28 protein-coding genes are annotated in these 25,754 nt (G+C 56.8%); 6 read left to right on the top strand and 22 right to left on the bottom strand.

The genetic code is table 11. The annotated features are described in order from the left end of the window. Positions 1 to 107: 107 nt before the first annotated feature. Genes FEAC_RS02430 through FEAC_RS02420 form a run of 3 tightly spaced genes read right to left on the bottom strand, consistent with a single transcriptional unit; the run spans position 108 to position 4,964 of the window. On the bottom strand, positions 108 to 2,249 hold the full coding sequence (locus FEAC_RS02430) for an ATP-dependent helicase (RefSeq protein WP_052565306.1): 2,142 nt from the start codon (positions 2,247 to 2,249) through the stop codon (positions 108 to 110). A gap of 4 nt (positions 2,250 to 2,253) precedes the next feature. Next, the gene (gene guaA, locus FEAC_RS02425) at positions 2,254 to 3,801 is read right to left on the bottom strand and encodes a glutamine-hydrolyzing GMP synthase (protein WP_035389028.1); all 1,548 of its coding nucleotides are present in this window, start codon (positions 3,799 to 3,801) and stop codon (positions 2,254 to 2,256) included. Beyond that, a complete protein-coding gene (locus FEAC_RS02420) occupies positions 3,801 to 4,964 on the bottom strand; it encodes a GuaB3 family IMP dehydrogenase-related protein (protein WP_035389029.1) in 1,164 nt (387 codons plus the stop codon). Before FEAC_RS02420 ends, guaA begins: the two co-directional genes overlap by 1 nt. Positions 4,965 to 5,254: 290 nt before the next feature. On the opposite strand from FEAC_RS02420, the gene FEAC_RS02415 reads away from it, so the two are divergent. The 5 genes from FEAC_RS02415 (at position 5,255) to FEAC_RS02395 (ending at position 8,298) form a co-directional block, all read left to right on the top strand. Beyond that, on the top strand, positions 5,255 to 6,205 hold the full coding sequence (locus FEAC_RS02415) for a type 2 periplasmic-binding domain-containing protein (protein ID WP_035389030.1): 951 nt from the start codon (positions 5,255 to 5,257) through the stop codon (positions 6,203 to 6,205). Next, a complete protein-coding gene (locus FEAC_RS02410; RefSeq protein WP_052565304.1) occupies positions 6,202 to 6,609 on the top strand; it encodes a fluoride efflux transporter FluC in 408 nt (135 codons plus the stop codon). Before FEAC_RS02415 ends, FEAC_RS02410 begins: the two co-directional genes overlap by 4 nt. Positions 6,610 to 6,625: 16 nt before the next feature. Beyond that, positions 6,626 to 6,940, top strand: coding sequence for a DUF190 domain-containing protein (locus tag FEAC_RS02405; protein ID WP_052565303.1), 315 nt, complete (start codon positions 6,626 to 6,628; stop codon positions 6,938 to 6,940). Between the two features lie 3 nt (positions 6,941 to 6,943). Next, positions 6,944 to 7,306 carry a fluoride efflux transporter CrcB gene (gene crcB, locus FEAC_RS02400; RefSeq protein ID WP_035389031.1) on the top strand — a complete coding sequence of 121 codons (363 nt, stop codon included), beginning with the start codon at positions 6,944 to 6,946 and terminating at the stop codon, positions 7,304 to 7,306. A 125-nt stretch (positions 7,307 to 7,431) separates the two neighbouring features. Next, a complete protein-coding gene (locus FEAC_RS02395) occupies positions 7,432 to 8,298 on the top strand; it encodes a thioesterase family protein (protein WP_035389032.1) in 867 nt (288 codons plus the stop codon). 14 nt (positions 8,299 to 8,312) lie between these two features. Here the strand turns inward: FEAC_RS02395 and FEAC_RS02390 are convergent, their stop codons facing one another. The 12 genes from FEAC_RS02390 to FEAC_RS02335 form a co-directional block, all read right to left on the bottom strand. Continuing rightward, positions 8,313 to 8,966 (bottom strand): NUDIX hydrolase, encoded by a 654-nt coding sequence (locus FEAC_RS02390; RefSeq protein ID WP_052565301.1) that lies wholly within the window; start codon positions 8,964 to 8,966, stop codon positions 8,313 to 8,315. Between the two features lie 133 nt (positions 8,967 to 9,099). Then, positions 9,100 to 10,752, bottom strand: coding sequence for a chaperonin GroEL (gene groL / locus FEAC_RS02385; RefSeq protein ID WP_035389033.1), 1,653 nt, complete (start codon positions 10,750 to 10,752; stop codon positions 9,100 to 9,102). Continuing rightward, complete coding sequence (gene groES, locus FEAC_RS02380) at positions 10,752 to 11,045, bottom strand: co-chaperone GroES (protein ID WP_035389034.1); 294 nt, start codon at positions 11,043 to 11,045, stop codon at positions 10,752 to 10,754. Before groES ends, groL begins: the two co-directional genes overlap by 1 nt. A gap of 174 nt (positions 11,046 to 11,219) precedes the next feature. Further along, positions 11,220 to 12,311 (bottom strand): tRNA (adenosine(37)-N6)-threonylcarbamoyltransferase complex transferase subunit TsaD, encoded by a 1,092-nt coding sequence (tsaD, locus tag FEAC_RS02375; RefSeq protein WP_236684586.1) that lies wholly within the window; start codon positions 12,309 to 12,311, stop codon positions 11,220 to 11,222. Beyond that, positions 12,304 to 12,828 carry a ribosomal protein S18-alanine N-acetyltransferase gene (gene rimI, locus FEAC_RS02370; RefSeq protein ID WP_052565299.1) on the bottom strand — a complete coding sequence of 175 codons (525 nt, stop codon included), beginning with the start codon at positions 12,826 to 12,828 and terminating at the stop codon, positions 12,304 to 12,306. Before rimI ends, tsaD begins: the two co-directional genes overlap by 8 nt. Next, on the bottom strand, positions 12,825 to 13,514 hold the full coding sequence (locus FEAC_RS02365) for a hypothetical protein (RefSeq protein ID WP_035389035.1): 690 nt from the start codon (positions 13,512 to 13,514) through the stop codon (positions 12,825 to 12,827). The genes rimI and FEAC_RS02365 overlap by 4 nt, the downstream gene beginning before the upstream one ends. Further along, positions 13,502 to 13,951: a tRNA (adenosine(37)-N6)-threonylcarbamoyltransferase complex ATPase subunit type 1 TsaE gene (gene tsaE, locus FEAC_RS02360; RefSeq protein WP_035389036.1), complete on the bottom strand. Its 450-nt coding sequence runs from the start codon at positions 13,949 to 13,951 to the stop codon at positions 13,502 to 13,504. The genes FEAC_RS02365 and tsaE overlap by 13 nt, the downstream gene beginning before the upstream one ends. Beyond that, positions 13,948 to 14,514: a uracil-DNA glycosylase gene (locus tag FEAC_RS02355; RefSeq protein WP_052565297.1), complete on the bottom strand. Its 567-nt coding sequence runs from the start codon at positions 14,512 to 14,514 to the stop codon at positions 13,948 to 13,950. The genes tsaE and FEAC_RS02355 overlap by 4 nt, the downstream gene beginning before the upstream one ends. Continuing rightward, positions 14,507 to 15,652 (bottom strand): alanine racemase, encoded by a 1,146-nt coding sequence (gene alr, locus FEAC_RS02350; protein ID WP_052565295.1) that lies wholly within the window; start codon positions 15,650 to 15,652, stop codon positions 14,507 to 14,509. The genes FEAC_RS02355 and alr overlap by 8 nt, the downstream gene beginning before the upstream one ends. After that, on the bottom strand, positions 15,649 to 17,073 hold the full coding sequence (locus FEAC_RS02345) for an NAD(P)H-hydrate dehydratase (protein WP_035389038.1): 1,425 nt from the start codon (positions 17,071 to 17,073) through the stop codon (positions 15,649 to 15,651). The genes alr and FEAC_RS02345 overlap by 4 nt, the downstream gene beginning before the upstream one ends. A gap of 25 nt (positions 17,074 to 17,098) precedes the next feature. After that, positions 17,099 to 17,467: a holo-ACP synthase gene (locus FEAC_RS02340; RefSeq protein ID WP_035389039.1), complete on the bottom strand. Its 369-nt coding sequence runs from the start codon at positions 17,465 to 17,467 to the stop codon at positions 17,099 to 17,101. Further along, positions 17,464 to 18,396 (bottom strand): LysR family transcriptional regulator, encoded by a 933-nt coding sequence (locus tag FEAC_RS02335; RefSeq protein WP_052565293.1) that lies wholly within the window; start codon positions 18,394 to 18,396, stop codon positions 17,464 to 17,466. The genes FEAC_RS02340 and FEAC_RS02335 overlap by 4 nt, the downstream gene beginning before the upstream one ends. An 81-nt stretch (positions 18,397 to 18,477) precedes the next feature. Here FEAC_RS02335 and FEAC_RS02330 point away from each other — a divergent pair, with 81 nt between their 5' ends. Beyond that, positions 18,478 to 19,500, top strand: coding sequence for a glycosyltransferase family 4 protein (locus tag FEAC_RS02330; protein ID WP_035389040.1), 1,023 nt, complete (start codon positions 18,478 to 18,480; stop codon positions 19,498 to 19,500). Here FEAC_RS02330 and glmS read toward each other — a convergent pair. The 7 genes from glmS to FEAC_RS02295 are packed head-to-tail and all read right to left on the bottom strand — an operon-like array spanning position 19,487 to position 25,699. Then, positions 19,487 to 21,325: a glutamine--fructose-6-phosphate transaminase (isomerizing) gene (gene glmS / locus FEAC_RS02325; protein ID WP_035389041.1), complete on the bottom strand. Its 1,839-nt coding sequence runs from the start codon at positions 21,323 to 21,325 to the stop codon at positions 19,487 to 19,489. The genes FEAC_RS02330 and glmS overlap by 14 nt on opposite strands. A gap of 12 nt (positions 21,326 to 21,337) precedes the next feature. Beyond that, entirely contained in the window at positions 21,338 to 22,675 is a 1,338-nt protein-coding gene (locus tag FEAC_RS02320) for a phosphohexomutase domain-containing protein (RefSeq protein ID WP_035389042.1), read from the bottom strand. Beyond that, a complete protein-coding gene (rpsI, locus tag FEAC_RS02315) occupies positions 22,676 to 23,068 on the bottom strand; it encodes a 30S ribosomal protein S9 (protein ID WP_035389043.1) in 393 nt (130 codons plus the stop codon). Between the two features lie 8 nt (positions 23,069 to 23,076). Continuing rightward, entirely contained in the window at positions 23,077 to 23,526 is a 450-nt protein-coding gene (rplM, locus tag FEAC_RS02310) for a 50S ribosomal protein L13 (protein ID WP_035389044.1), read from the bottom strand. Between the two features lie 16 nt (positions 23,527 to 23,542). Further along, on the bottom strand, positions 23,543 to 24,379 hold the full coding sequence (gene truA, locus FEAC_RS02305) for a tRNA pseudouridine(38-40) synthase TruA (protein ID WP_160290310.1): 837 nt from the start codon (positions 24,377 to 24,379) through the stop codon (positions 23,543 to 23,545). 25 nt (positions 24,380 to 24,404) lie between these two features. Next, positions 24,405 to 24,761 carry a 50S ribosomal protein L17 gene (gene rplQ, locus FEAC_RS02300; protein ID WP_035389045.1) on the bottom strand — a complete coding sequence of 119 codons (357 nt, stop codon included), beginning with the start codon at positions 24,759 to 24,761 and terminating at the stop codon, positions 24,405 to 24,407. Further along, complete coding sequence (locus FEAC_RS02295; protein WP_035389046.1) at positions 24,761 to 25,699, bottom strand: DNA-directed RNA polymerase subunit alpha; 939 nt, start codon at positions 25,697 to 25,699, stop codon at positions 24,761 to 24,763. Before FEAC_RS02295 ends, rplQ begins: the two co-directional genes overlap by 1 nt. Positions 25,700 to 25,754: the final 55 nt, after the last annotated feature.

Here is a 25,754-nt window from a genome sequence, read left to right as displayed (position 1 = left end):
GATCGCGATCCCTGACTTGAGCCAAGCGCTATCGCCTCCATCGATAACATTGGGTGACGACTGTTCTCGCGCTCACGAGATCATCCGGTGCTACATATGCTCCGGCGTTAGACCAGTTTGAGTTTGGTCATAGATCCAAAGAAGACACGCTCGCCAGCAGCGTCAAAGTAGACCACCACCTCGCGATCGACTGAGCGTTCACGAATGGCTCGCACCTCACCCTCACCGTAACGCGTATGGAATACCCTGTCACCTACACGATAGGGCGCGGGCTCATTCGCCCTTTTCTTAGTGCTCTCATGCTCGGGCATCGGCTGATAATCGAGTGACTCCTGGCGGCGATAGACTCCCTCTGGCAAGTCACCTATGAACCGACTCTCAGGGTTGTAGATGACATTTCCCTGGAAGCTCCGTCGACGTGCCGAGGAGAGCAAGAGTCGCTGCTTAGCACGAGTGACAGCAACATAGAGCAATCTACGCTCCTCCTCGATCTCGGCAGGTGTAGTGAGCGATCTCATATGAGGGAAAATGCCCTCCTCGAGACCCACGACAAAAACGATTGGGAATTCAAGCCCTTTAGCCATGTGCACAGTCATCAAGGTCATGCTCGAGTCATCGAGTTCAGCGTCGATGGCGCTAAACAGTGCCGTCTGCTCAAGAAACGCCTCCAACGAGTCGGCCTCTGCAGCTACTCGTCGCAACTCAGCCAGGTTTTCTAATCGACCCTCTGCGGTAAGTGGATCCTCCTCATTGATCATCTCCAGATACTCGGTCCTAGTCATCACCTCGTCCAGCACTACCGGGGCAGGAGCCTCCTCGTGGATCAGTTCGCGCAGATAGTCAATCATCTCGACAAAATGAGTAAGCGCCTTTGCCGCTCTCGAAGAAAGTCCGAGCTCTTCAGTGGAGAACAGTTCAAGCGCGTGCAACATTGAGACGTTGCGTGTGCGAGCCGCGCTCGCCAGTTGCTCCTGCGTACCGGCACCGATACCGCGATGCGGTGTGTTGATCACCCGGGAAAGTGCTACGTCGTCATCTGGATTCACAAGAATCCGGAGATATGCGAGCATGTCACGTATCTCCCGACGATCATAGAAGCGAACTCCGCCTACCACCCGATAGGGAACGCCAGCCTTGGAGAGCTCCTCCTCGAGAACCCGGCTCTGGGCATTGGTGCGATAGATGACGGCAACATCACGAAGAGAGTAGCCATCGCTCAAAACGGTCAGAGCCTGAGAGACGACGAACTCCGCCTCTTGACGGTCGTCCTGGGCCTTGAAGTAGAGTGGGGACACACCTTGGCCGAGCTCCGACCATAGCGTCTTATCGTGTCGGACGGCGTTACGCGTGATCAAGGTGTTGGCGAGCTCAAGAATAGCGTTAGTGGAGCGATAATTCTGTTCGAGTGCAATCGTCCGGGTGGTGGGGAGCCTATTTGCAAAGCCGATGATGTTGCCAAGATCTGCTCCACGGAACCCGTAGATCGACTGATCGGAGTCGCCCACAACAAATATATTGTTCTCGGGCTCAGCCAACAGGCCTATTAGTTCATTTTGGGCCCGGTTGGTGTCCTGATACTCATCTACCAGTAGATACCGGAACCGACGCTGATAGTACTCACGAACTCCAGCGTGCTCACGGAGTCCAGTGACTACTGAGTTAACGAGGTTGTCGAAATCCACTGCGTTGTTAGCGATCAGCGCTGCTTCATAGGCTTCATACACAGTGGCAACCAAGCGATCGTATGCTCCATGAGCATCCAAAGCCATCTCACGAGGAGTAATAAGGTCAGCCTTCGCAGAGCTGATCTTGGCCATCACCGCACGTGTCGGGAAACGCTTTGTATCGAGCTCAAGCGCACGAATGGAGCGCTCTACCAACCGACGGGCATCGTCGGCGTCGTAGATCGTAAATCCTGACCGGAGTCGACCAAGTTCGGGGTGGACTCGCAGAATACGACTGCATGCGGAGTGAAAGGTGGAGATCCATAGCGCCTTGGCCGCCTCTACGCCGACCAGGTGGTGCACTCTCTCGACCATTTCACGTGCTGCCTTATTGGTGAACGTGATCGCTAAAATCTCGCTAGGATTCACCCCCTGCTCAAGCAGATAAGCTATGCGACGGGTGAGAACTCTCGTCTTTCCAGAACCAGCACCGGCCACGACCAGCACCGGTCCTTCGAGAGTAGAAACAGCCTCTATCTGACGCTCGTTCAGACCCTCGAGGATATGCTGATCAGCCTCAGCCACCCAGCTACTCCCACTCAATCGTTCCTGGAGGCTTGGAGGTGATGTCATAGACCACTCGGTTGACGCCATTCACCTCACCGACGATTCGATGCGCAATCACATCCAAAACTTCGTAAGGGATGCGAGCCCAATCAGCCGTCATGGCATCGTCGGAGTCAACCGCGCGCACGATAATCGGCGCATCATAGGTTCGCTCGTCACCTGAGACCCCAACGCTACGCAATGAGGGGGCAAGGACCGCAAAGTACTGCCACATCGACCGACCAAGGCCAGCACGAAGTATCTCTTCGCGGACAATGCGATCTGCCTCGCGAACCCGACCAACCGACTCTTGGGTCACCTCACCAACGACTCGCACGGCAAGTCCAGGCCCAGGGAACGGCTGTCTCCATACCACCTCTTCAGGAATTCCCAGCTCAACCCCGACAGCCCGAACCTCATCTTTGAAGAGGAAACGCAGCGGTTCGACAAGGGCAAATGACATGTCTTCAGGCAGCCCACCAACGTTATGGTGACTCTTGATAAGCGCCGCCGAACCACTGCCAGATTCTATTACGTCAGGGTAAAGTGTCCCCTGCACCAAAAAGCCACCGGCGTCGATCCCTAGTGCCGCCTCCTCGAAGGTTCGAATGAAGAGATTCCCAATGATCTTGCGTTTGATCTCTGGATCGAGTACACCAGCTAGTGCTGAAAGAAAACGCTCTGCTGCTTCGACTACCACCAACTTGATATGAAACTGGGAGGAGAAGAGGGTCACGACTTGATCTGCCTCACCCTCTCGCAGGAGTCCGGTATCAACGAAGACGCAGGTAAGTTGATCGCCAACAGCCTCATGAGTCAGCACCGCAGCCACGGTAGAGTCCACTCCCCCTGAGAGCGCGCAAAGCACATTACGCTCACCAACCTGCTCTCGAATTTGAGCAATCGACTCCTCGATGATCGAGAAGTTCGTCCATTTCGGTTCGAGGCCGGCAGCACGAAAAAGAAAGTTGTGCAGCACTTCGCGACCAAACTCCCCATGCGAAACCTCTGGGTGAAACTGCACACCGAAGCGCTCACGCTCACGATCCTCGAAACAAGCCACCGCCGACTGGGCAGTTGATGCTGTAACGGCCGCACCCTCCGGCGGTAGAACCATGGTATCTTGGTGGCTCATCCATGATTCAAAGGTGTCCGGTAGCGCCTCAAGAAGGACTCCGTTTTCTGAACACCTCTGTATGGTTGTGCGGCCATACTCTCCTGCTCGAGTACGTTCCACACGTCCTCCGAGACTCTGCGCCATGAGCTGGGCTCCATAACAGATACCAAGAATCGGTAGTCCCATCGTAAAGATCTCTGCGTCGAGAGTCGGAGCACCCTCCACCCAGACTGACTTTGGACCACCCGAAAGGATTATCGCACGTGCCCCACGCTCGCGAAGCTCATTAGCAGTGACAGTATGACTCACTATCTCGGAGTACACATGCAGCTCGCGAACCCGGCGAGCGATCAGCTGGGCATACTGGGCACCAAAGTCAACGACGATTACCGGGGATTCGCGAGAACTCTCCACTAGTGGCCCATGCCGACGTGCTGCGCCTGCTGGAGTGCCTTTCCTTCCGTCTGAAGCGCCGGGGCCACCATGACCTCTGCCTTCTGGAACTCCTTGATCGTCTCATACCCACAGGTAGCCATCGATGTCCGCAGTGCGCCAAAAAGATTCATACGTCCGTCGTTCTCGTGAGCCGGTCCGACGAGGATCTCCTTCAGCGATCCGCGTGTGTCAGTTCGCACGCGTGTTCCACGTGGCAAGGTTGGATGGAAGGTTGCCATCCCCCAGTGGAAGCCACGACCAGGAGCTTCATACGCCGCAGCCAGAGGAGAGCCCATCATCACAGCGTCAGCACCAACCGCGATGGCCTTAGAGACATCGCCGCCCTTTGACATACCACCATCGGCGATAACGTGCACGTAGACTCCGGTCTCGTCAAGATGGCGCATCCGCGCTGCAGCAGCATCAGCTATCGCCGTCGCCTGAGGAACACCAAGCCCGAGAACAGCCCGTGTTGTGCACGCATTACCAGGACCAACTCCAACCAACACGCCAACGGCGCCGGTACGCATCAGATGCAACGCAGCCTGGTAAGAGGCACAACCTCCGACGATCACTGGGATCTCAAGTTCTCGGATGAATTTTTTCAAATTGAGTGGTTCATCGGAGCGCGATACATGCTCTGCGGACACAACTGTTCCTTGAATAACCAGGATATCCAGCTCACCCGCCAGAATCGACCGCAACAACGGTTGCGTGCGCTGCGGCGTGACCGACGCTGCCACGACGACGCCTTCAGCCTTTATCTGACGGATTCGCTCGGTAACCAACGACTCCTTGATCGGCTCCTGATAGACCTCCTGCATCCTAGCAGTAGCCTTTTCACTAGGAAGTGAGGCAATTTCAGCGAAGATGGGATCAGGATCCTCATAGCGAGTCCAAAGTCCTTCGAGATTCAAAACCCCGACTCCACCGAGACGTCCAATCTCTATGGCCGTAGCCGGTGATACCACTCCGTCCATCGCCGAGGCGAGGAAGGGGAGCTCGAAACGAAACGCATCGATCTCCCATGAGATGTCGACGTCCTCAGGGTCTCGTGTCCTGCGAGACGGGACGATGGCGATATCATCGAAGCCGTAGGCGCGCCGACCCGACTTGCCAATTCCAATTTCAATTTCAGCCAAAACTTCCTCCATTCGACCGACGAACATAAAACACAACCGCGGTCATCAACCGGGACACACTCCCTGGTCATCAAACCGACCGCCAACCATCTACACAGGCCACGAACTACCTCTAAGAATCGGCACTCGGCACTACAACCAACGCCACAGCGATCTGATCACCGTCGTGACCTTTGTCTTCACCATAACAGAAACTACGCCGCCGACTCATTCGGGATCCACGGATCTTGCTCAACCGTTAGAATCACAGAGTCTAGTAGCTACTACCTGCATGGAGGTTCTACATACGAATGCACCTAAGACGACTCAGCCTGGGCGTGCTCGCCGCACTGGCCCCAAGCTTGCTCGCGGGATGTGGTACCGGCTCGACAGCTACAACTGGCGTAACCTCCACCCCTAGTCCGAGTGCATCAAAGCTCTCTCCGGTCTCATTGAACGGTGTCATCTTTACCACCATGGCTGCGACACCGCTGCGGCAAACTTTTTCATCTGCACTATCGGGTCTGACGGCTAACTACCCGCACCTAGTCGCCCGAGCGACCTACCCTACTCCCCAAAGCATGGACCTTGCTAGCCTCACTGCCGCGGCCAACTTGTATCTATTCTCGGTTAACCCCGGCACCACCCTCCTTGGTCAGCTGGGGGGTATCAAGCGAGTTCCGATCTCAACCAGCACACTCTACCTCTCCGCCAATCTGGGAAAGTCGCAAGCCATCACCCTTACCAGTGCCGTACTCGTCGGGATCCTTGAAGGGTCCATCACCAACTGGGACAACTCCTTGATCGCCGCAGCTAATCCTCACATAGTCCTACCGAATCTGAGCCTCACTATCAACTCATTCCCTACAACCGGACAACGCGCCTCGATCATAGACCATGAACTTTCAGTCCAACCGACGAGCTATGGGGCCACCGACGCTGCCCACTGCACGACTACGCCTGGCTGCCTAGACGTCTCGCTCACCCCTCCGACCACTCCGCCTTTAGCTGTCGACAACGGCAGTGGTCAGCCGAGCTTGCCTGGCAGTGCGCAGTACCCGCTCGTCACCTACGAACTTGCCATCATCACAACAACTCCTGCACACCCACGTAAAGAGATCGCGGCGGTACGGATCACTCAGACGCTTATCAAAGACGGAAACCTCTCCTCCACGGTTCGAACGAGCGAGCTGGCTATCCTTCGTAAACTACTTGAACAGCTCACGATCGCCCACTACGCCAACGATCCGGCGCCCACATGAGACCGCTCACACGACTAACGCCGATTGCCGTTGGAGGAGCTCTTGGAACACTTCTCCGCTACTGGTTAGAGATCCATCTGGGAACGTCACTACGCTTCCCAATGGGCATCTTCGTCGCCAACGTCACCGGGGCCTTTATCATCGGAATCACGCTGACTCTACTCCCACTCGTCTCGCTCAGGTCTGGGCCTTTTCTCAGGATGTTTCTAGCCACTGGCTTCTGTGGCGGTCTCACGACTCTCTCCACACTGGCGGTCTCGCTCGCCGAGCAGATCGCGCGGCTGGGTTTTGCAAGTGCAATTTTCTACGCGAGTGCTACGATAGCCGTGGGCGTTCTTGCGGCCATCGCCGGGCGAATAATCGGTCGTGGATGGTACCTGCGCAAAGAGTCGCTCGCGAGTTAGGCGAGAGGATAGGTAAATGGACGCAGAACTGCTAGTGATCTTCGTCAATGAGTCGGACCGGGTACATCACCACTCAGCCGTTGACTTCATAATCCGCCAAGCCCTCGATCAAGGTTTGGCTGGAGCTTCTGCCTTTCGAGCCATCGATGGGTACGGGATCCACCATCGTCTCCATCATCAGACGCTTCTCTCGATGACCGATGACGAGGGTGTAGCGATCTTTATCTCGGACACCTCTGATAAGCTGAACCACTTGGTAAGCACACTAAGCACGGCTGGAGTCAGGGCTGCTACCTTGCGCCTTCCAGTCAGCGTGGACCATATCGGCTAATAGATGGACTGGTTCCTCGTCGCCGTCTTTGGCGCCCTTGGCGCCATCACCCGTTATGTGGTCGATCGCGCCATCATGACGCGGCTCGCAACCGACTTCCCGGTTGGAACCCTCATGATCAACCTTAGCGGCGCTCTGGTTCTGGGTATGGTCACTGGGCTGGCGACTCGCAACCTACTCTCCACCGACGCGGTTGTCGCGATAGGAGATGGTTTCATCGGCGCCTACACCACCTTCTCCACCCTCACCTTTGAGACTCTCTCCCTGGTCGGTGCCGAATCATTGGCGCTTGGCAGTCTCAACATGGTGGGCACCGTGGTGGCAGCAACCATCCTTGCCTACCTGGGAATACATATCGTGCGATGATAGCCATCGACTCTCTAGCCTCATGCTCAATCGTGAATACCTGCTCACTGTGTAGATCTACCCGTGCCTAGTAAAATTGGGCCCCACTAGATGAACGCACGATAGCGCTAGACTCGAACTCTGGTATGACATTTATTCAGCATAATTCGGACACACCTCAGTCCATCGAAGAGAGACAAAACGTCAGTCAAAGCGAGCTGCAAAAGGTCGCCTCTATTGAGCATGGCAGCTACTTCACCCAGCTCGATGAACATCGCTATCTTCCACTACCACCGAGCGAAGGGCCATGGAACCCCGGGGCGTGCCACGGAGGGCCACCGTCAGCTCTCGCAGTGCACGAACTCGTCGGGCATCAACCCGATCGAGATCGCCGAATTGGCCAGATCCATGTCGACTTCTTTGGCGAAGTTCCACTCAAACCCCTCACCTTCGTCACAACTACGCTTCGACCGGGACGTCGCATCGAACTCGTCGAGACCAGAGCACATGGCGACGACAATCGAGTAGTTATCTCTGCTAGGAGTTGGCGGTTGGCGATAGAGGCAGAACGTGCCCCACGTGTCGAGCCAACCCTTCAGGTGCCGAGTGACGAGGTCTCGTACCCCGACAGCTCGATCGCGTCGTTCCCGTATGGAGCCTCTATCGACTGGGCCTTCTTTGAGGGTGGTTTCACGGAGCCGGGACCAGCAACCGTCTGGGCGAGGCCCCGCCTCAACCTAATCGACCTCCAACCAATGGAGCCGCTTGAGGCCGTGCTTTTGGTGGCGGACTCGGCGAATGGAATAAGCTCAGAACTCGACTTCAAACACTTCCTCTTCCTGCCAACGGTTATGGAGATCGGCCTTCGGTCTAGGCCTAACACCACCGAGGTCGGTCTCTCTGCCCGGACGACCATAGACCACGAAGGCATCGGAACAACACGAGGAACTCTCTTCGATCGCGAACACAGCTTCGGATACCTGCTCCAGACGCTCTATGTCGATCATCGCTAGCAACCGGCCCGTAGTCACTCAAGTAGGGCAAGTAACTCGACAAGCATACGCGCTGAGGCACCCCAAATGATATCGGGCACCATAACAAAAAAGTGGAAAAGACCCCACCCAAAGCTTCTGTTATACCAGAACTCACAGAAGTAGTCCGGGGTGTAGACCAGGCCCAACGGCACCTCCAGTACCGCCTCTACCTCATCCGCATTCATGGTAGTGATCGGCGGCGTCTCACAATAGCCCACGATTCCGGAGAAACTCCTCCCACTACCACGGACCGCACCTGATCCAAGAAGACCGAGCAGTTTGATGTTGGATCGATGGATTCCGACCTCCTCGAAGGTCTCGCGCAACGCCGCATCCGCCAATGTCTCCCCAGGCTCGACCGCTCCACCCGGAAAGGACACCTCGCGAGGATGGTTACGTAGCCACGATGCACGTCTGGTCATCAACACCATCATCTCCCCATCCCGTGGATAGAGGAGAAGAAGAACAGCAGCACTATTGCCACCGACCATTCTTGGCAACCCCAGCAACCGATCTCGCAGCCGTTCTAAAATCTCCGAGGGAGTGGCGATAGCTCTAGAGTCGAGGTGGGCGAAGGTCAATGGGACGCGGAGATCGACGTTGGGTAACGCCTGCAGGTACCCGGTCAGATCATGTGCCACCGTCACTAGCGACCTCCCTAGACACAGACATGCTCCTTAACAACCCCAAAGCATCTCATTGAAGTCGAAAAATGACTCTGGCGAGTGTGATTCACACTCGCCAGAGTAGTTCCTTCCGCAAAGAAAGAGGGTGGATGAATTACATCATCCCGCCCATGCCTCCCATGCCGCCCATGCCGGCAGCGGCGGCCGCTGCTGCGGCACCGGAATCCTTCGGCTCGGGCTTGTCGGCCACGAGAGCCTCGGTAGTGAGCAACAATGCGGCGATCGAGGCAGCATTCTGCAAAGCTGAGCGTGTAACCTTCGCTGGGTCGATCACACCCGCCTTCACGAGGTCCTCGTAGACCCCAGTGCGTGCGTTCAGCCCAACGTTACCCTTCTCGCGCTCAACCGTCTGGACCGCCACAGGGCCCTCGAGTCCTGCGTTAAAGGCAATCCACTTCAGCGGCTCTTCGAGCGCCTTGGCGATCAGACGAGCACCGGTCGCCTCGTCACCCTCGAGCTTGGCAGCTGCTTCGATGACTGAGCTGCGCGCCCGAAGAAGAGCAGTGCCACCACCGGCGACAATTCCCTCTTCGATTGCGGCACGAGTTGCAGAGAGTGCATCCTCTATACGATGCTTCTTCTCCTTGAGTTCAACCTCAGTCGCTGCGCCAACCTTTACAACCGCTACACCACCAGCGAGCTTGGCAAGCCGCTCCTGGAGCTTCTCGCGATCCCAGTCGGAGTCAGTGTCGTCGATCTCACGTCGAATCTGAGCGATTCGTCCCTCTACCTCAGCCTTGTCGCCAGACCCACCAATGATCTTGGTCGCATCCTTGGTGACCTCGACACGTCGAGCCTCGCCCAAGAGATCCAAGGTCGCGTTCTCAAGCTTTAGGCCAACCTCTTCGGCGATAACTTGACCGCCAGTTAGGACTGCCATGTCCTGGAGCATCGCCTTGCGTCGCTCACCAAATCCAGGAGCCTTTACGGCTACCGAGGTAAAGGTGCCACGGATCTTGTTAACAACAAGCGTCGCCAGCGCCTCGCCCTCGAGATCCTCGGCGATGATCAACAGCTGTCGTCCACTCTGCATGACCTTCTCGAGCAGCGGCAAAAGTTGCTGAATTGAGGAGATCTTTGAGGAGTAGTAGACGATGTAAGGATTCTCGAGGATCGCCTCTTGGCGATCTGGATTGGTAACAAAGTACGGCGAGAGGTAACCCTTATCAAACTGCATACCCTCAGTGAATTCGAGTTCGAGACCAAAGGTATTCGACTCCTCGACAGTTACTGTTCCATCCTTGCCTACCCGACCAATCGCCTCGGCCAACACCTCGCCGATCGCCTGATCGGCCGCAGAGATAGCGGCGACTTGGGTGAAGTCGCTCTGTCCCTCAATCGGCTTAGCCTGAGCTGAGATAGCCGCAACAGCCGCGGCGACTCCCTGCTCGATACCACGCTTGAGCGCCATTGGGTTAGCCCCAGCGGCGACGTTACGCAGCCCCTCTCGAATCATCGCCTGAGCGAGAACAGTAGCGGTCGTAGTGCCATCACCAGCGACATCGTTGGTCTTGGTTGCAACCTCTTTGACTAGCTGAGCACCCATATTCTCGTACGGATCCTCGAGCTCAATTTCCCGAGCGATCGAGACGCCATCATTGGTGATGGTCGGAGCTCCAAATGACTTTGCGAGCACTACGTTGCGGCCCTTTGGCCCGAGTGTCACCTTCACCGCGTCTGCGAGCTTGTTGACACCGGCCTCTAGCGAACGACGAGCTGTCTCATCAAACTGTAAAATCTTCGGCATTACTTAACCACCTTTGCGAGTACGTCACGGCCATTAAGAATCAAGAGATCCTCGCCGTCAACCGTGATCTCGGTTCCTCCATACTTCGAATACACCACCGTATCGCCGACGTTGATATCGAGCGCGATGATCTCACCAGTCGACTCTGCACGCTTGCCTGGGCCAACAGCAAGGACCTGACCCTGCTGGGGCTTCTCTTTGGCGGTATCAGGAATCACCAGTCCAGATGCCGTCCGCTCTTCGGACTCTGCTGGACGGACCACGATCCGATCCTCTAAGGGATGGAGATTCATTCTGCTTTGCCTCCTTGTTTGAGTTAACTTGCCACCTATTGGCCAACTAGCACTCTAATACCTCGAGTGCTAACTTCCATCCACAAGCCAAAGTTTTCTAGTGGTCGAGACATTCGTCCGAACAAGCGCGAAGACGACGACCAGGACACGCTCGCGTCGGATCGAGTCGTGATCTTATGCCAGATCTATGAGTGTGCGCTGCGGGTCAGCGTCGATACAGACCACACCCATATCGCCTATCGATCGGTGAAAGGCGGCCGCGGCAGCAATCATAGCTCCGTTATCGGTGCAGTAGCGCTTCGCAGGAATGGCAGCAATGACTCCATGCCCGGCAGCTACCTGCCCGATCCGAGTTCTCAGCAGTTCGTTCGCGGCGACACCGCCTCCGATCACAACCGACGCGTAGCTGTCAAGCGACAAGGCACGTTCCACCTTGATCACCAACGCGTCGATCGCCGCCACCTGGAACGCAGCGGCGATCTCAGTCACTCCCACCTCAGGGTGGGTTCTGACGAAGGACATCACTGCAGTCTTTAGTCCCGAAAACGAGAAGTCGAGGCCCTCGTTGCGCAGACCTCTAGGGAAATCTATAGCCGGGGGCGGGGCGTCACGGACCGCTCGTTCGATAGCGGGTCCACCTGGGTATCCAAGATCGAGCAGTCGAGCCACCTTGTCAAAAGCCTCACCAGCTGCATCATCCTTGGTTCTTCCAACAAGTCGGTAACTCCCAGGCGCATCCACGGCAATCATCTCCGTATGTCCACCGGAGACCAGTAAGACCAAAGCCGGAAGTGCAACCGGACCCTCAAGCGCGGCTGCGAAAAGATGACCCTCCATATGGTCAACTGGATAGAGTGGAAGATGTGCTCCTAACGCCAATCCTTGAGCGCTCCCCACACCGACCATCAGGGCCCCCGGAAGACCAGGTCCGTTGGTCACAGCGATCGCGTCGAGGTCTCCAAGATTGAGTTTGGCCTCGGCGAGTGCCGCCTCGATCGTAGCAAGAATCGCCTGATCATGAGCGCGCGCTGCCAGCTCAGGCACGACCCCGCCAAAGGATGCGTGGATATCAACCTGTGATTGAATCACAGACGCAACCACATCAGTTCCTGCCAGTATGGCGACTGCAGTCTCGTCGCATGAGGTCTCGATCCCCATGATCACGCCTGCGTCTATGAGTTCCAACTGCGACTCCGAGAACTCCTGCTTAAAACCAGCCGACGTATGCGAAGCCAGCCCGGAGGTCGGATGGTGGTTGCTAGACACGTGCAGAACCTCCCTGATCGAGTTCGTCCGCAATCTCTCGACGACGAGCCAACTCGGTTGGAGCATCTAGATCGTAGAGCCACATAATGATGGCGTCCTCTCCATTGTCATGGTAATAGCCACGCCTCAACGCTACAGGAGCAAAACCAAACCGTTGATAAAGTCTTTTAGCGCGTTCGTTATGTGATCGAACCTCAAGCGTGCAATCCTTGATCCTCTCCATGTGTGCCGCTTCGAGAGCGTCGAGGACCAATCGAGTCGCCACCCCGCGACCCCATTGATCAGGATCGACTCCCACGGTGGCGATATGGGCCTCGTCGACGATGTAGAGCATTCCTAGGTAGCCAACAAGCTGATCATTCTCCTCTGCCACAGCTACCCGATAACGTCGATCCTCACGTCGGCCGAGCTCATCCTCGAAGAGTCGTCTGCTCCAAGGAATGCCAGAGATCTTCTGCTCGATCCGCAAAACATCCTCGAGATGCTCCTCAGCCATTGGGGTAAGGCGAATCTTCATTGTTCGAGCCCAACTCTACCGATAGAACCATCCGCCAACCGGACATCAAAACCGCGCCGGACTCCGGACTCCTTCACGTACCAGACACGAAGCTCACTAGGCACCGTGAACGCTCCCCGCCTCCACAGAGCTACGGCGAAATCGAGCAACTCGGCGTCTGAGTGCAGCTCCTTATCGAGGATGCTTGCCCCTCGAATCCGGCCCTCCTCCCTCAGTTGACCGGTGACAAGATCTTCATGTCCCAGCTCAAGATCGGTCCCAGCGACAACGCTTGCACGCTCGATCGGGTGTGCCTGTCCTCGACGAACCTCTACTCTGAGAATCTTCTTGCGACCAATAGGCTCAAGTATCAATCCACGTTGCCCGATGGCGAGCTGCCCAACCAGCTGATCAGCTATTGGGTCAATCGAACGGAAGCTGACCACCCTTATCCCTTGTGACCAAGCCAACAGACGAACAAAGGCCGCCGCACTTCGAAGCGGCAGCAGTGGCCCTGGCCCCGTCACAAGTGCCAACAGATCGATGGGTTCATCGCCAGCTAGATCCGCGACGGCAGCTGCAAGCTCCCCAAGTGGTCTATCGCCAACTACACGGCTGGCGTCTACCCCATGTCTGCGGGCAAGCACACGCCCAGGGCGTGTGGCGCAATCGACCAAGATGGTGACCACCGGGTTCAAAGCAGCCATCGTAAACGCTCCTGCCATCCAGGTGTTGCCTCGACCTCCAACCGGCGCCTCTCCCCTTCTAGTTGGATCCGCACCAACAGTCGCTCATACTCATCGAGCAGTCGTGAGCGCTCTGCCCACTCAACAACTACCATTGCACCACGCTCCAGCTCCTCGAGAATTCCCTGTTCGTACAGGTAGTCAGGGTCATCCACTCGATACAGATCAACGTGATAGAGCTCGCCACCGCCGGCGAGCAAATACGGCTTGACGGTGACAAAAGTTGGTGACGTCACCGATCGTTGGATTCCAAGACCATCAGCTACTCCCTGGGTAAAGGTGGTCTTCCCTGCACCGAGTTCACCGGTTAACAATACAAGGTCGCCGGGTTGCAGCGCAGATCCAAGTCGGTGTCCCAGCTCGAACATCGCCCCCGCAGTCTCAACGCTGAGCTTCACGGCCGGCCCTCCTCGAGCAGCAGATGCACCCTCGCAAAATCGACCCGCATCTCCGTGAGGCGGGCTGCTCCTCCTCGCAATGCAAACGCTGGGTGGTAGGTCGGTATCACCGTCACTCCACCGAGATCGTAGAGACGCCCACGCAACGAGCCGAGTGGTACTTTGGTTCCCAACACGCGGCCAACTGCAGTCCTTTCCAGGAGAAGTACGACTCTTGGAGCCACCAACTTCAACTGGCGATCTAGTAGCGAAGCACAGGCCTCCATCTCCTCGGGCCTCGGGTCGCGATTATTGGGTGGGCGACATTTCACGACATTGGCAATATAGATCTGCTCTCTAGTGCGTCCAAGCTCCTCCGCGATGAGTCGATCGAGTAGACCTCCTGATCTACCAACGAAGGGACGGCCAAGTTCATCTTCACGAGCACCAGGTCCTTCGCCAATGATCATCAAGTCGCTAGGCACGCAACCCTCACCAACCACCACCTGGGTACGACTCGCTGCGAGAGCGCAGGCCTGGCAGGCTTGTGCATCCCTAATTAGCAGATCAAGATTGTCAACCACGGTAGTTCCTAGGCACACGGACGCTGATCCCGGTCAGGATCTCGTAGCTGATGGTCGAGAGTCGTGAGGCGAGTTCATCTGCACCGATCGACTCCGACCCCTGATCGCCGATGAGCACAACCTCATCACCGACCTCGACCGTCGGATCACCGACGGCGACCATAACATAGTCCATCGCAACCACGCCCGCCAACCGATGACGCTGTCCTCGAATCAAAACCTCAGCGCCACCCTCAAAGAGCCCGCGTCGGTAGCCATCGGCGTACCCTATCGGAATCGTCGCAATTGACGTCCCCTCTGGGAACAGCTGGCGATGCCCATATGATACACCTCCAGCCCCTGGAAGCTCATGGATCCGGGCCACCCGGCTTACAAGTCGAAGCGCCGGTCGCACGCATAGCTCCGGTGCACCGTAACCATACATGCCAATCCCAAGTCGAACCAGATCGAAACCTGTCTGCGGATAGTTGACTAAGCCGGCGGTGTTGGCAACATGGAGAAGAGGTCGAGCGTCTAGTTGGTCAACGATCTGCCGGTAGACATCGTTAAGACATCTCACCTGTTTCATCACACTATCGCGACCCTCCTCGCCCTCATCAGCCCTGGCAAAATGTGAGTAGACGCCGGCCACATCGATCCGAGCGGATCGCGCCCCCCGTGCCAGCGCGACCGCGGCGGAGGCATCACTCCCCATGCGACGAAGACCGGTCTCTATCTCGAGCTGCAGTGAGGGGTGATAGAGCGAACGATCCCGTCCAGAGAGTGAGTCGACCACATCGATCATGCACCGAAGGGTAGTCATCGTATGAACAGTTGGAGTGATCCGATACCTTATCACCTCACCCAACATGCTGGGATCCGGCTCGCTTAACATAACGATGGCAGGCTCATCTATGCCCTCACGAAGGGCCATCGCCTCGTCGAAGGTGGCCACAAAGAAGACTTCGGCTCCAGCGGCACTGGCGGCCTCTGCGATCCTGATAGCACCATGGCCATAGGCGTCTGCCTTCACAACTGCACCGAGTTTGACCGACGACCCGACATTGGCTCGAGCAAAGGCGTGAACTCTAGCTACGTTATCGCGCACCGCTGCGAGATCGACTTCAACGTAGGTTGGGCGGTGCAACGATGGAATCACCGAAGCAGTTCCTGAGCGGATGCAACACAGTGGAGGCCCCCATAGTAATGGGCGATGGCGTCAACCAAAGAGGTGGCTGTCACCTTTCCGGTTGAGACGCCAGCGCCCGCCGCGCCGTGCATATAGGCACCGACCCACGCCGCCTCGTAGGCCGACATCCCTTGGGCAAGCAGACCAGCTATAACACCTGCTAGCACATCGCCGGTACCCGCGCTCGCCAGCTTTGCTGTTCCGGCAGCCGACAGCGCAACCGCCCCGGATGGATCAGCGATAATCGTTGGAGATCCCTTCAGTAGAACCACTGCGCCAAGATCGATCGCCGCCTGCCGGCAGGCGACTACCGGCGATCCCTCTATAGCGCCAAAAACACGCTCGAACTCGCCACGGTGAGGTGTCAATACTGTGGAGGCTCGACGTCGAGTCAGTGTTCGGGCGAGATTCGAGCCATCACGAAAACAGGTCAATCCGTCGGCATCGAGTACAACCGGGCAGTCAGTATCTATCAACAGGCGGCGGACAAAGTTGCCTATCTGGAGTGAGCCACCAAGACCAGGACCCACCACCATGGCCCGGAATCTACGTGAGGCAGCCACTACCGGCTCGGCAAAGTAGGACTCCAACCGGTCAACCACGACTTCGTCTGGATGTTCGAGCCATTCTGTGGGCTCTGCGCGGGTGACGAGGTGCACGATGCCAGCACCGACAGCCATAGCGCCAGCAGAGCCAAAACTCGCTGCGCCTCGCATGCCTGGCGATCCTCCCACGACCATGACGCTAGCAGACCACTTATGACTATCTGACGGCAGCTGTGGCATCACCGCTTCCAGGTCACGAGAGGTGACGATATGGCACTGTGAAACTGCTGGGGCCAACGTGGGGAGTACACGCACCAGCTGCCCTGAGTAGTCGCGGCCGGGAGCGAATAGGTGACCAAACTTAAAGCCACCGATCACAGCGGTATAGTCAGCACGAACGGCCCCGCCAAGAATCTCTCCTGTATCCCCTCCGACCCCCGACGGAATATCGATCGAGAGCACTGGTATGCCCTCTGGAAACTTTGGAGGATCAAAAGGACGGGAAAGACCAGTTCCAACCATCGCATCCACTATCAAGTCAGGGCTTGGGCCCATCAACACGCTCTCGAGCTCTTCAGGCTTTACCACCGTCACCGCTACACCCAGATAGCCGAGATGTATCGCCATGCTCCGACCGTCGTTGCCGTTATTGCCGCGACCCGCCACGATCAGAACTCGGCGACCATAGCTACCACCTAGGAGGGAGACCGCTGTCTGAGCAAGCGCGAACCCGACACGATCAATCACCTCACCGGTCTCGCCTCTTCGAGCCAGTTCACGATCATAATTCGCGACTTCTGCAATCGTGACTACCGACTCCACGACAACGACCTCCAAAATCGACACCGACCATGAGCCTAGCCGTCGAGGATCACCCCTCGATTAGCGCTACCACGTGAGCAATAGCGAGAAGCTTGGTGTGCGTCAAGCTAAGCGCGAACTCGACGCAGCCACAGTCGCGAGCTAGCCGAGCTGCTGTGCCAGATAGCCGGAGCACCGGAGCACCGGAGGCCAAGCGCAGGGTCTCGATCTCTTGAAATCGGACTGCACCGAGACCCACTCCCAGTAGCTTCATCGTCGCCTCTTTGACACAGAAGCGAGCTGCCAAACTTTCAGGTCTGCCAGCCACCGATTGGACTTCATCGTCGGTGAAAAGACGCCTGCTCATCTGTGGAGTTCGCTGAAGCGCGAGTCGAAAACGAGGCAGATCTACGGCATCGATGCCGGTCCGAATATTCACTCGACCTCCGGTGCTCCCACCGTTTCGGCGGTCTCCACGAACCGTGCTGCTGGAGTAGAGAGACTCTCTCTAGCACGCGAAATAATCCTAAACCTACGCGAGATCGGGGAAAGTTCACGGATCTCGACTCGTACTAGCTCTTGGGATGCTATCTCTCGCACGACAGCTAATGACGAGAGGAACCCACCCCCGACCCCCTGTAGTATTGCCTCCTTTACCGCCTCTCCACCGGCCAACTCAATCGCCAACCTTGGAGAGAGCCCGCTCGACGCCAGAGCCTGCTCAGTCGCACGCCGCACACCAGAACCAGCCTCGCGGAGAATTAGTGGGATCCTAGAGACCTCTCCCCAGCCAAGCATCTGGTTCGGCAAGGCTCCTAGCAGCTCTGGGCGTACCACATAGACGAGATGATCGCCTCCAACCACTATCTCGAGCATGTGCTCAGGTAGCTCTTCGGAGGGGGATTCGATGACCCCAACCTCGAACTCACCGGCGATCACCAGCTCAGTAACCTCTGATGAATTGAGCGAGCGAGTACGAAGATCAACACCGGGGTACTTGGTGCGATAGCGTACCAACCAGCGCGGGAGAATATAGGCAGAGACCGTGTTAGAGGCTGCGATCAAGAGAAGTCCATCGTTCCCCTTAGCGACGCTATCGACATAGTCGAGGACGCCCCGATAGGCGCGATAGACCTCGCGCGCACGACGAGCAAGATCCTCTCCTGCGACAGAGAGCTCGACACCGTGACCGGATCGGAGATGCAGTCGTTGTCCAACGGCATCAGAGAGATGCTTGAGCTGTTGCGAGACGCCCGGTTGCGAGATCCCAAGCTCCTTTGCCGCGTCTGAGAGGTTGTGGGTCTCTGCGACGAGCGCCAGCGTGATGAGATAGTTCGGGTCGATGCGGCGCTGTTCTGGAGTAATCATAACCCTTCTTAGTGTATAGCCATCGTCAATAACTAACGAAATAGACTGCAGATCGCCAGCGGTCGAGTCTACGCTAGAGCCATGACTTTGTCGCCTCGGATAGGTTTCGTCGGCACCGAGTTGGCGCCACTGCTCCCAAACGCAGGCGGTCTTGAACGGCTGGTGACAGGATGGGCAAGAGGGCTCGCGGACACCTATACCACCTCGTCCTACACCCGTTTCGACGACTCGACTCCGGCGACTGCGATCAGCCGACGGCCGCTTGCCGAGTTGGCCTCTCAGTGTGACGCTATGGTGATCAACAATCGACCTGAATGGGCACGCGAGCTTTTGCAGCCAACCCTGCTCGTTCTTCACAACACCGTTGAAGCTTGGAATCTGACGGACTGGAGCCCAGAAGAGCACAAGTTGTCCAAGCCAGTGTCGCTACCCGACAACGTCACCGTCGTGACGGTATCAAAGTACCTGTCCAGTCACGCACAGCACTACCTCGGGCTCACAGCGCCTCCAGAAGTTCTACCTCCCTTTATTGACCCCGCCTTTGGCGTCGGACCGTCATGGCAACGATCAACCGGACCGCTCCTGTTCCCGAATCGGCTGCTCAATAAGAAAGGTGTGGTCGAGACTATTGAGGCAATGGACCTGGTCTCTGACCCATCGATACGCATGGTCTTCTTGGCCAACTTCGCCCCCTGGCTCGAGCCAAACGAAGAACATCTAGAGCTCATGGACCGGATACGAGCATCGTCACGATGCATAGTAGAGCCACGTATCCCAGATAGCGTTGACCTAGCCGCACGGATGACGGCATCTGCCGGGGTGGTGGCACCATCTACCCTGCCAGAGGGTCTAGGGTTAGTTCCGCTGGAATCGCTCGCCTTAGGCATCCCTACTCTGATCAGTGGACTTGGAGGATTAGAAGAACTAATCCCCTATGGGGCGATCAAGGTTGAACCCTCCGACGCCAACGCCTTCGCAGCGGCCATTGAGTGCGTTGTGAGTTCACCACCAGCGATAGATGCCAAAGCAGTCCGCCATGACTTTAGCCTCGACCACTCTCTCAATGTACTCCGACGGCTGCTTAATCAGCTCACTCTACGGTAACGGTCTTAGCCAAGTTGCGTGGCTTATCGAGATCATAGCCGCGTGCCTGCGCCATCCAACCAGCCATCACCTGCAACGGCAAGACCATTAGCAGCGGAGACCATAGCGCCTCGGACTTCGGGACCCTCAACACGATATCGGCAAGCTCGTCGGGCCCTGCGTCGCCATCAGTAGCCACGGCGAGAATGGTAGCTCCTCTAGCCCGAACCTCCTCTATGTTGCCGAGCATCTTTTCGTGGAGGCGATCGTCTCCAAGGAGCGCGACCACGACCGCTTGCTCGTCCAACATCGCGATGGGTCCATGCTTGAGCTCACCTGCAGGATAGGCCTCAGCCGCTATATAGCTGAGCTCCTTCATCTTTAGCGCTCCCTCCATCGCCACAGGATAGAGAAGGTTGCGGCCGATAAAGAAGAAGTGCTCTCGGCTCAGGTAGTCGCCGATACCAGCACGCCACTGCGATTGGCGATCAAGGGTAGCCCGAAGCAGCTCAGCCATCGCTATCAACTCCTGACGGCGTCGACTGGCCTCATCGGGGTAGAGGACACCCTTTAATTCGCCAAGGTAGATTGCAAGCATACCAAGCGCACCCACCTGGGCCAGGTGGGTTTTGGTCGACGCCACGGAGATCTCTGGTCCCGCACGGGTGTAGAGCACGCCGTCGGCGACCCGGCTGAGCTGACTACCAATGACGTTGGTGATGGCGATGGTCCTTGCGCCACTCGCTACACACTCACGAAGCGCAGTAATCGTCTCTAGCGACTCGCCAGACTGACTTATACCGACCACCAAGGTATCGGCATCGAGAATCGGATCTCGGTACCGATACTCAGAGGCAACATCGACCTCAACAGGAATACGCGCGAGGTGTTCAATTAGGTAACGACCTACCAGGCCAGCGTGATAGCTGGTACCACAGCCTATGATAACTACCTTCCGGATTCGCTGCAGCTCATAGGGATCAATCGAGAGCTGATCGACCACTGCCTGATGATCGGTGGTCATCAACGCAGCCACAGTATCGTAAAACGCAGATGGCGACTGCTGGAGTTCCATCTCGTAAAAGCTCGCATAACCATCCAAGACGGCATCCTGGGAGCTCCAGGCGATCGCCAGCGGCTCTAGTTCGGCTAGCCTTACTCCGCCATCGCCCTCGACCGAATCGCCGAGCACAACTACTACATCCTCTGGCACCTCGTAGAACTGGTCCGCGAGCGACAGAAACGCCGGCGCATCCGAGGCGAAAAAAAAGTGGTCGACGGCGCTGGCAGCCAGGAGTGGCGAAGTTCGCCTAACCCCAAGCAGAAGTCCCGGATGGGCACGAGAGGCCACCACGATAGCCATATGTCCATTCAACTGCGTAAATACCTCAGTCAGTGCATCAGCAGGTAGTTGGCCACTTGCCAGAGCCTCCTCCAATAGGTGCGCAATGACCTCGGAATCGGTGTCGGAACGAAATCGATGACCACGGGCCACCAGTCCCACCTTCAGCTCACGAAAATTTTCGATGATACCGTTATGAACGATCGCCAGATCGCCGGTACAGTCGACGTGAGGGTGTGTATTCGTAAGCGTAGGTGCGCCATGGGTGGGCCAGCGTGTATGCCCCAACATCACCTGACCAGTAGAGTATGGCTGCACCGCTAGCCACTCAGCTAGCTGATTCATCGATTCGCGCGCTAACGAGGCCCGCGCTACCTCGAGTTCACCGTCATGGATAATCGCCACTCCAGCGGAGTCATAGCCCCTGTACTCAAGTCGGCGCAACCCTTCAAAGGTAGCCAACAGGTCGATCTCAGCCCCCACCGCACCAACAATACCGCACACGGTTAACCTCCTCTAGACGGTGGTAAGGCGACGCGAGATCGCCTCGACTTCGGTAACCAATTGCTCCGCCAACCTAGTCGCCACCGATATATCGGCCGCCTCTACCAGGATCCTAAACACTGGCTCAGTTCCACTCGGGCGCAAAACGAGCCGACCCTCGGACCCGAGTTCGGCCTCGAGGTCAGCACGTAGCTCCATGAAATCAGGGTCGAGGATGATTCGATCGCGGGCCTGGGTACGCACCTGTCGGTGGACCTGTGGATACCGGACCACCTCCTCAGCTCTGAAGCGATCTAGCGACCCTCCCCAGTCGGACAACGCATGTAGCAACAGCGCACCGGAGACGAGTCCGTCCCCAGTCGGACCCAGGTTCTTAACTATGATGTGGCCACTCTGCTCTCCGCCCAACGAGAGCTGGTCTCGAGTCATCGCCGTAGCGATCTGTCGATCACCGACATCGGTACGCACCACCGAGATGGCATGAGGTTCAAGTGCCCGCTCAATACCGAGGTTACTCATGATGGTGACTGCCAACGAGTCATGCGCGAGCGCACCTCTACGTTGAAGATAAAGGGCAAACATCGTCAAGAGTTCATCACCATCGACTATGGCGCCCGACTCGCTGACTGCGATCAGTCGATCAGCATCACCATCAAAACACAGCCCTAGATCGGCCTGATGTTGCACCACCATCGAGGCGAGCACATCAGGGTGCAATGCACCCACGCCAGCGTTGATATTGCGGCCGTCGGGTTTGTCTCCGATAGTCGCTACCACCTCGGCGCCCATCCTGGTAGCCAAGTTTGGGCCCAGTCTCCAAGCAGCACCGTTGGCTCCATCGATCACCACTCGTAAAGGGTGCTCTATCACGCCCAACTTAGTGAGTACCCAATCGACGTAGGAATCTTCGAAGGAGCGCTGATCAACACCACCGAGGGGGCCAAAGAACGGCCGTTTTCCCTCCAGGAACTCAGCGAGGTAGCCTTCGATACCGCGTTCAGTGTTGGCGGAGATCTTTGCACCGTCTGCATCGAACACCTTGATCCCGTTATCAAAGTACGGATTATGTGAAGCCGAGATCACAACGGTTGGGAGTGCAAGCGACCGTGCGACCCACGACAGCGCCCCGGTAGGGAGCACGCCGCAGTCAATGATATCAATCCCGAGCGAGGCGATGCCCAACCCCACCGCATGCGCAAGCCAGTAGCCAGACTCGCGGGTGTCACGTCCGATGGCAAAAGCTGGGGGCTGGATCGCCTTGGCGATACCAACCCCCAGCCAATAGCCAACCTCCATGGTCAGTTCCTGATTCGCCTTACCGCGAATCCCATCGGTACCAAACCGAAGCATCTACCGCTTCGAATACTGAGGTGCCTTGCGAGCCTTCTTGAGACCGTACTTCTTCGACTCCTTCTTGCGAGCATCTCGAGTCAGCATCCCCTCCTTTTTGAGGATCGCACGATGCTCGGGATGAAGCTCGATGATCGCTCGAGCTAGTCCTAAGCGGATGGCATCCGCCTGGCCGGCTATGCCGCCCCCATCGACGGTGGCAAAAACATCGTAGACCTCATCGAGTTCAACGACCTTGAGCGGTTCAACAAGATGACCCCGTTGTGACACCGAGGTGACGTAGGTGCGCAACTCCTTGCCATTGACGACGACTGCGCCCTTCCCAGGCACAAGTCGCACACGTGCAGTAGCGGTCTTTCGCCGTCCGGTCGATTGAGTCAAAGGTGTAGTCATGTCGCTCCTTACAGCGTCTTGAGGCGATTATTGAGGTCAAGCACCACCGGTTGCTGTGCCGCATGAGGATGACTCGGCCCAGCATAGACCTTGAGCTTGCGAAACATCTGTCGGCCGAGTCGGTTCTTTGGCAACATTCCCTTGATCGCCAACTCCACTGCGCGCTCCGGATGCCTCTCCATGAGCTCCAAAAACTTCGACTCACGCAAGCCACCAGGATAACCAGAGTGATGGTAGTAGACCTTCTTCTCAGCCTTGGATCCGGAAAGCACAATCTCACCCGCGTTGATTACCACAACATGGTCACCGCAATCGAGGTACGGAGCAAAATAAGGCTTATGCTTCCCCTTGAGTAGGCTAGCCACTTCGGTGGCGAGCCTACCTAAGCGCAATCCCTGGGCATCTACTACCCACCAGTCACGCTCAATTGTGGCGGTGGTGGTTACAAACGTCTTCATGATTTTTCTTCCTCATTCAACTCGGGTGCCGGTAGTGGGGACACTCGGCGCTCCATTCTAGAGGAAAAGGAAGCTCCAACCTGTCAATCACTGACCAGTCTTCCTCAAAACCTCGCTCAAGGAACCTCTCGGCCGCCCACTCCCAAGCCTGGTTATATCCGACTCTCCAGAGATAGAGACCGTGGGCTGGAGCCAACTCACTGAGCAGAGCCCTATCCCTGCCATCGACAGCCTCTATAACGTACTCCGGCGACCAACGTCGACGACCTACCTGCACCAGTGCACCCACAATACGTCGGACCATCTGATGACAAAAACTAGCACCCAGAACCGAAATCTCGAAGAATCCCTCCCGCTCGGCTAGCTCAATCGAGTGGATCCGTCTCCGGAATCCGCCCGCACTCCCCGCCTTGCACAGCGCCTCAAAGCTCTCCACCGTTCGCAGATACGATGCCACCTCGCTCATCGCCCCAACATCAAGTGGATGCGAGATCTGCCAACTTAGTGGGAAAAGAGGATCATGGGAGGCACGCCTGATACGGTAACGATATTGCCGCCACTGCGCGGAATGACGAGCATGAAAAGCAGCCGGCGTACGCATCACTACACGTAGCATCACTCCTTGGGGAAGTATCGCCTGCAGCCGCGGGTAGTGCTCCTCCGTAAGACTGGGAGCCTCCAAAGAGACGAGCTGAAAGCGGGCATGGACACCCGCATCAGTGCGACCCGCTAGCGCCAGATCATGATAGTCGACCCTGAGCCTCTCCAAGCTCTGGGTCAATCCACCGACGACGGTCGCGATCCCAGGCTGTGGTGCGGACCCATGATAGTGTGACCCATCGTAGGCCAACACTATCGCCCAACCCATGAGCAGGTACTTAGACGAACTCGATAACGACCATAGGGGCGCCATCGCCATGGCGTGGACCGCGCTTCAGAATACGAACGTAGCCACCTTGACGGTTCTGATACCTGGGACCAACCTCATCAAATAACTTCTTGGTAGCATCCTCATCACGCAGAAATGCTATGACCTGGCGCCTCTGATGAAGATCACCCTTTTTTGCCTTGGTGATCAACTTCTCTACCACAGGACGGAGAGCACGTGCCTTTGCGTCCGTGGTCAAGATCGACTCTGCTGCGATCAAAGACGCACAGAGGTTTGCCAACATGGCACGTTGATGCGAAGCATCGCTGCCGAGGCGGTTACCCCTTTTCGGTCGGCCGGGTACCATTAATTCTCACTCCTTAACGACATATTCCGTGCTGCCAACTTCTCTGCAACCTCATCGAGCGATTTCTGCCCGAAGTTCGTGATAGCTAAAAGATCGTCGGCGCTACGCTCTACCAAATCACCAATAGTGTTAATCTGCGCACGCTTGAGACAGTTCCTGGGACGCTCGGTCAAATCGAGCTCCTCGATCGGAAGATCGAAATCAGGAGAACGCTCTTCGGCAGCAACCTCATCGGCCACGATCAGTCGACTAGCATCGGCCACCAGTTCAGATACGAGCTCGAAGATACCCGTGAGCGTGCCAGCGGCAGACGCCAGCGCTTCACGAGGACTCAACGAACCGTCAGTCTCGACATCGACTACGATCTGGTCATAGTCGGTGGCTTGACCAACACGGACGGGCTCAACAACGTAGTTGGCGTTGCGAATCGGGGAGAAGATGGCGTCGATCGGGATAATACCGATCGTGTTCGTCCGCTTATTGCGTTCCGCCGATACGTAACCTCTCCCCTGCTCTACCACAACATCGAGCGCGAGTCGTCCCTTGTCGGAGACTGTAGCCAAGTAGAGATCTGGATTGACGATCTCAACATCAGAGGACAACATAAAATCACCAGCATGCACGCTGGCAGGACCCTTGATATCGAGTCGGATCGTCACAGGGTCAGGCGAATAACACCTCAACACAATATCTTTCAGGTTCAAGATGATGTCGATGACATCCTCCTTGACCCCAGCGATAGTCGTGAACTCATGGAGTGCATCATCGAAGCGCACCTGTGTGATAGCGGCACCAGGTACCGATGAGAGCAGAACACGCCGCAGGGCATTCCCTACGGAGTGGCCGAAGCCCGGCTCAAGTGGCCCTATAGAGAAGACCTGGCGATTCGCCGACTCCTCACTTACCTCTTCCACTCTTGGCCGCTGAATTATGAGCATTAATCGTTCCTCTTTACTTCACTAGTCACTTCACCACTCCCGAGGAATAAAACCC

The sequence above is a fragment of the Ferrimicrobium acidiphilum DSM 19497 genome (assembly GCF_000949255.1).
Lineage (GTDB): Bacteria > Actinomycetota > Acidimicrobiia > Acidimicrobiales > Acidimicrobiaceae > Ferrimicrobium > Ferrimicrobium acidiphilum.
The sequence above is the reverse complement of the archived record's forward strand: the minus strand, read 5'-3'. Positions and strand labels throughout refer to the sequence as shown.